This window comes from Candidatus Competibacter phosphatis, from assembly GCF_012939995.1.
Classification (GTDB): domain Bacteria; phylum Pseudomonadota; class Gammaproteobacteria; order Competibacterales; family Competibacteraceae; genus Competibacter; species Competibacter phosphatis.
The window spans coordinates 1-5,029 of the sequence record NZ_SPMZ01000106.1; the positions used below are offsets into that span (position 1 = coordinate 1).

The window sequence follows — 5,029 nt, forward strand, 5'->3', positions numbered from 1 at the left end:
TGCCGATCGAGCGCCACGCCGCGCGGCGATGGCTGGACCGGGAAGAACGGCGCGACCGCCAAAATGCCCGCGTGATCGACAAGCTGACCGTGGCCTTGCCGCGCGAGCTGGACCCCCAGCAACGGCGTGGGCTGGTCATGGCGTTTGCCGAGCGGGTGACGCAAGGGCGGGCGGCATGGTTCGCGGCGATCCACCAGAGCGGCCGGGACGCGCACAATCCACACGCCCATATCGTCATCCGTGACCGCGACCCGGAAACCGGCAAGCGGGTGGCGCTGCTGTCGGAGAAAGGCGCGTGCCGGAACATTCGGCTATTGTGGGAGCTGGCCGTCAACGCCGTGCTAGAGGCCCAAGGAACCCCGCAGCGGGTCACGCGGCTGTCCCATGCGGCCCGAGGCATCGAAACGCCTCCACAGCGCCACAGAGGCCCGCAGAGGCTACAGGAAGGGCGGGAAACGGACTGGCCGGGCGCTTCCGTCCCGGTCTCTACGGTTGGCCTTGCCTTTGAAACCGTTTCCGGCAAAACGCCACGAACGCGGCATCCGGGCGCTTGGTCGGCTCTTTCTTCGCGCTCCACTCCCGCCATTCCTGTTCGAGGTGATATACGTCCCACCCCGGCGCCGCCGCTTTTGCCTTCGTGAGAGTCTCCGGCTTCAGAAACGGGTATCCGGCTTGCCGCTCGCTGACGGGTGGTTTCCAATTACGATTGGTGAAGGTCACCATGTCGGCATCCATCGACACGGAGTAATCGGGTAATTTGTTTGTTTCTTCAATCGCTCGAATTTGTGCGCGGAACTTGCGGATAGGGGCGGTTGTTCCAACCTTTTTATGCAACTTGGCAAGGCCGATTTTGAAATCCTGATCGTCACCGCAGTGTTTGCGAGCAAGCTCATAAATGCGCCGCTCAATCGGCTTGCGGATTTGAAAATACTCCCGGTTAATAGTTAGAACTTCGTTGGAAACAACAGCGTTATAAAACCAGTCCGAAAGCTTGATTTCCGCAGCGATCACCCGCCCGTCTTTATCCTCTTTGACCGCCCGCCAAGCGTCGATGAGGCCAAACCCTTCTTCGATGATTAAGCCGCCTGTTTTGATGTTGGTTTGAATCCGTGTTCCTGAAAGACGTTCTAATGCAGCTTTAAAACGTTCATAAGATCGTCCATTTGTCAGCCTATTGGTTGATACCAAAAGGTCATAAGCGGCGAAGCGTAATGTTTGGCTTGGCATGAGCCCTCGCGCAATGGCGGCCCTCAGATAGCTGGCGCAATACAACAGAACATCCTTGTCGTGGATTGTTGGTAGGCCGTCATAACTCGGCTTGATGGTGATGGTATTGCCGTTGTACGCATAGTGCAGAGCACGCATATCCGGTTTGGTGGAGAGCGAAAAAAACCGGATGCTCCATGCTCGCCATGTCGTCCTTGAAGTAAGGGAGCGCGTCAAAGATGTCGCACACGAAAAAAATCCCGGTTTTCATGGCGGACGGGTAGTAGCGGTTCCATGTGATCCCCTATCGTAGTTTCACACACGATATACGTGCTATCAGGGACACCCTAGTATCGTGCTATCAGGGACGCAAGAGGACGGACGCAGACACGTGCCTTTGCGGACGCAGACACGTGCCTTTGCGGACGGTGGACACGTGCCTTTGCGGACACCACATCATTTTTTTTATTTTTTTAAATCAAAATGTTATGTCGCATTTTTTTTCCTTTAACACTATACACTAACAGTTTTTAACAACACAGGGGCGGCCTGTGGATAACTTTTTAGCGTGTGTGAAAGCACGATAATCGGAGTTCGCTTCGCTCACATCCCTGACGTTCGATGGGGGGCGTTAGCCCCCCCAACCCCCCTAGCCTTCGCTACGCTATGCCTGTCAAGGCCAAGCCCCTGCGGGGCGCGCTACGCGCGGCCTGTGACAGGCGCTCCGCTTCGGCTCAATGCGTCGCCATGGCCGAACGGGGTAAACCCGTTCGGCGCTTCGCTAGAACGGCTATAAAACAAGCAAACAAAAAAATTTGCAAAATAATCATTGACTCTCGACCAGATTCTGCTTTATGAAAAATAAGAGCTTCTGTTACACGGTAAAAAACAAACCAAGGAGGGTAAAATGGGCTATTCGTTAAAATTAGGAGACCTTGTTAGAGCATGGAATCCAGCAACAAAAGAAGAGCGCATAGGAGAAGTGGTCTCTATACATCCGGGCCACACACCTGACTATTTAGAGAGCGTTAAGTCGCCAAGAGCTTCTATAATAGAAGATGTCCAGGGCCAAATAAAAAAAAGATGACGAATTACAGCAAGAAACATTTGATCGATATGCGGCCCTTAAAAACACGGATATCAGAGAGCAAGGGATTCCTAGGGAACTTAGCTTTAATTTTAAACCTGCCTACGAGCGCACAGTTATTTATGTTAATCTAAACCCTAGTCCCAATGGCCCGGAAACAGATTATAGGCAAGAACGTCCAAGGATGTATGATTTGAGGAACGTAACGAAGCTAGAGATTTAAACTGAAAATTGAGATGTGATAAAACCCTTCTTCCGTCCGGGAGGAGGGTTTTTCATTTTCACCGCCAGTCTTCAAACATCCTGCTTATGGCAGTAGGAAAGAAAGAATTTTCTTGATCTCAAGCCCGCATTAGTTGAAACTGGTTGCTATAGGTACAACCAATCAGGGGGAGCCATGACCAGTACGACGATGGGCGTCAAGCTCGACGAACAAACCCGCGACCGGCTCAAGACGCTTGGAGAAACCCGCCGTCGCTCTCCGCATTGGCTGATGCGGGAGGCGATCCGCGAATATCTCGAACGCGAGGAAGAAGCCGAGCGGCGCAATCTGGAAGCGGACGAGGCATGGGCGGACTATCAGCGCACCGGCCAGTTTGTCAGCAACGAAGCAATGACCGCGTGGCTCGACACTTGGGGCACGGATAAGGAAGGCCCATGCCCCGAACCCCAGCAACGGCGCTAGTCTGGACGGCGGCGGCCAGAGCCGACCTGATTCGCCTCCGGCGCTTCATTGACCCCCATAACCCCGCAGCGGCGCGACGGGCCGCCGAAGCCATTGCCGAAGGGGCCAAGCTCCTGATCGAGCATCCGGCCATCGGCAAGCGGGTGGAGGGACGGGACGACAGGGAGCTTTCCATTCCGTTCGGTCAGCGGGGTTATGTCTTGCGGTACCGTCAGGACGGTCAAATCATGGTCGTCCTTCGTGTCTGGCACGGTCTGGAGCAGCGAGAAACGCCGCAATAGGCTTTTTTGCCGCCTAGGAAGCCCGTAGAGGCGTTTTCAGGATTTCCCCCTCAGGATTGACCATGCCCGAGCTAAACGCCCCTCAGCGGTCTTCTGTGGGGCTGTAGCGCGTTGATCGGGTAGGAGCGCCGTGGCCTGTTGTCGCCAGTGGTCCCGATCCTTGCGCAGGTCGTCAATGACGTTTTCAAGCTGGCGGCGTTCCCGATCCCGGTCGCTTTCCATGCGGTCCAGATATTCGCGCAAAATCTCAAGTTCGAGGTGTACCGCCTTGTTGTCGTTGGACGTTTCGCTTTGTTCACCGGCTACATTCTGGGACGTGCTGTCCGTGTCCACCTCGTTGTAAACCCGTTCCAGCTCCGCAACGTCAATCACGGTTTTCCCGGTTCCATCCTTTCCTACGGAAATCTTTCCTTCCTTGATGTGGCGGTCTAGCGTGGTGCGGCTGATCCCTGCGGCTTTCGCGGCCTGATACTTGTTCAGTTTCATGCTGTCCTTCCTTGTTCACCCAGACATGATTGGACAGTAGCACAGTGTCCAGAGCAGACAAGCCACAAAGAAAACGGCCCGCGTGGACTATGAAAACCCGCGCGAGCCGTCCTCACCATCGGCGGCCATCGGGTTCCCACCCTGTACCGCCTCCCAGACCTAGCACAACATCACCGGAGAACAAATATCCGGGGGGAGCGCGAGGGGGGAACGCCCTCGCAGGGTGGCCACGTGCCGGAAACGATCCGGTGACCCGCGGCGGTTCAAGGCCACCACGAAACACCGCACCCGAAACCCGACCCATGGGAGGGCGCACTTTTGGGTTTCTGCGAAACCCGCCAGTGCGAAACCGCGCGGGCGTAAGGTGCAATGTGGGTCAACACGGGCGCGGTTTGGGGAACCGGCAAGCCAGCAGAGGGGGCGGAGGCAAGGACAGCGGGCGAAAGTCCGACCCGGCGAAGGCGTCCACCAAAGCAGGGAAATGCGCACTTATACATCGCTGCGCGATGTGTGCGCGTGCCGGAAAACCCGGTGTGGGGAGCGGGTAGCAAGATGTGTTTTTGTAAACAAAAACCCCCTCGGCAAGGGGGCGCGGCCCCCGTTGCATCCCCCGGCAAGTGCCGGTTTTCTGTGGACAACCGTTTGTCCGTCCTGTGTCTGCCGCGTCCGCGCGGGCAGACTGGAAGCGTGGCGATTTACAGCTTGCATTTGCGCAGTATCGGCAAGACCACCCATGCGCCCCGGACGGCGGGCGCGCATCTGCGCTATATCACCCGCCCCGAGGCCCGCGCCACCCTGCTGGCCGGACGAATGCCGATCGAGCGCCACGCCGCGCGGCGATGGCTGGACCGGGAAGAACGGCGCGACCGCCAAAATGCCCGCGTGATCGACAAGCTGACCGTGGCCTTGCCGCGCGAGCTGGACCCCCAGCAACGGCGTGGGCTGGTCATGGCGTTTGCCGAGCGGGTGACGCAAGGGCGGGCGGCATGGTTCGCGGCGATCCACCAGAGCGGCCGGGACGCGCACAATCCACACGCCCATATCGTCATCCGTGACCGCGACCCGGAAACCGGCAAGCGGGTGGCGCTGCTGTCGGAGAAAGGCGCGTGCCGGAACATTCGGCTATTGTGGGAGCTGGCCGTCAACGCCGTGCTAGAGGCCCAAGGAACCCCGCAGCGGGTCACGCGGCTGTCCCATGCGGCCCGAGGCATCGAAACGCCTCCACAGCGCCACAGAGGCCCGCAGAGGCTACAGGAAGGGCGGGAAACGGACTGGCCGGGCGCG

General features: G+C 57.7%; 5 protein-coding genes and 1 pseudogene. 4 read left to right on the forward strand and 2 right to left on the reverse strand.

What is annotated here, in order from left to right; all coding sequences use genetic code 11:
• Positions 1-71 precede the first annotated feature (71 nt).
• Positions 72-374: pseudogene (locus E4P82_RS23935) on the forward strand (MobA/MobL family protein); the annotation flags it as partial.
• Between the two features lie 112 nt (positions 375-486).
• Here E4P82_RS23935 and E4P82_RS22625 read toward each other — a convergent pair.
• Entirely contained in the window at positions 487-1,365 is an 879-nt protein-coding gene (locus E4P82_RS22625) for a replication initiator protein A (protein ID WP_246327778.1), read from the reverse strand.
• Positions 1,366-2,690: 1,325 nt separating this feature from the next.
• Here E4P82_RS22625 and E4P82_RS20905 point away from each other — a divergent pair.
• Together E4P82_RS20905 and E4P82_RS20910 are read left to right on the forward strand one after the other, a co-directional pair.
• Positions 2,691-2,978, forward strand: a complete 288-nt coding sequence (locus E4P82_RS20905) for a ribbon-helix-helix protein, CopG family (protein ID WP_246327779.1) — start codon at positions 2,691-2,693, stop codon at positions 2,976-2,978.
• Entirely contained in the window at positions 2,951-3,259 is a 309-nt protein-coding gene (locus E4P82_RS20910) for a type II toxin-antitoxin system RelE/ParE family toxin (protein WP_169250682.1), read from the forward strand. The genes E4P82_RS20905 and E4P82_RS20910 overlap by 28 nt, the downstream gene beginning before the upstream one ends.
• 36 nt (positions 3,260-3,295) lie before the next feature.
• Here E4P82_RS20910 and E4P82_RS20915 read toward each other — a convergent pair whose 3' ends face one another.
• Positions 3,296-3,745: a hypothetical protein gene (locus E4P82_RS20915; RefSeq protein ID WP_169250683.1), complete on the reverse strand. Its 450-nt coding sequence runs from the start codon at positions 3,743-3,745 to the stop codon at positions 3,296-3,298.
• A 642-nt stretch (positions 3,746-4,387) separates the two neighbouring features.
• Here E4P82_RS20915 and E4P82_RS20920 point away from each other — a divergent pair.
• A partial coding sequence (locus tag E4P82_RS20920; protein ID WP_169250684.1) for a MobA/MobL family protein occupies positions 4,388-5,029 on the forward strand: 642 nt, incomplete at its 3' end.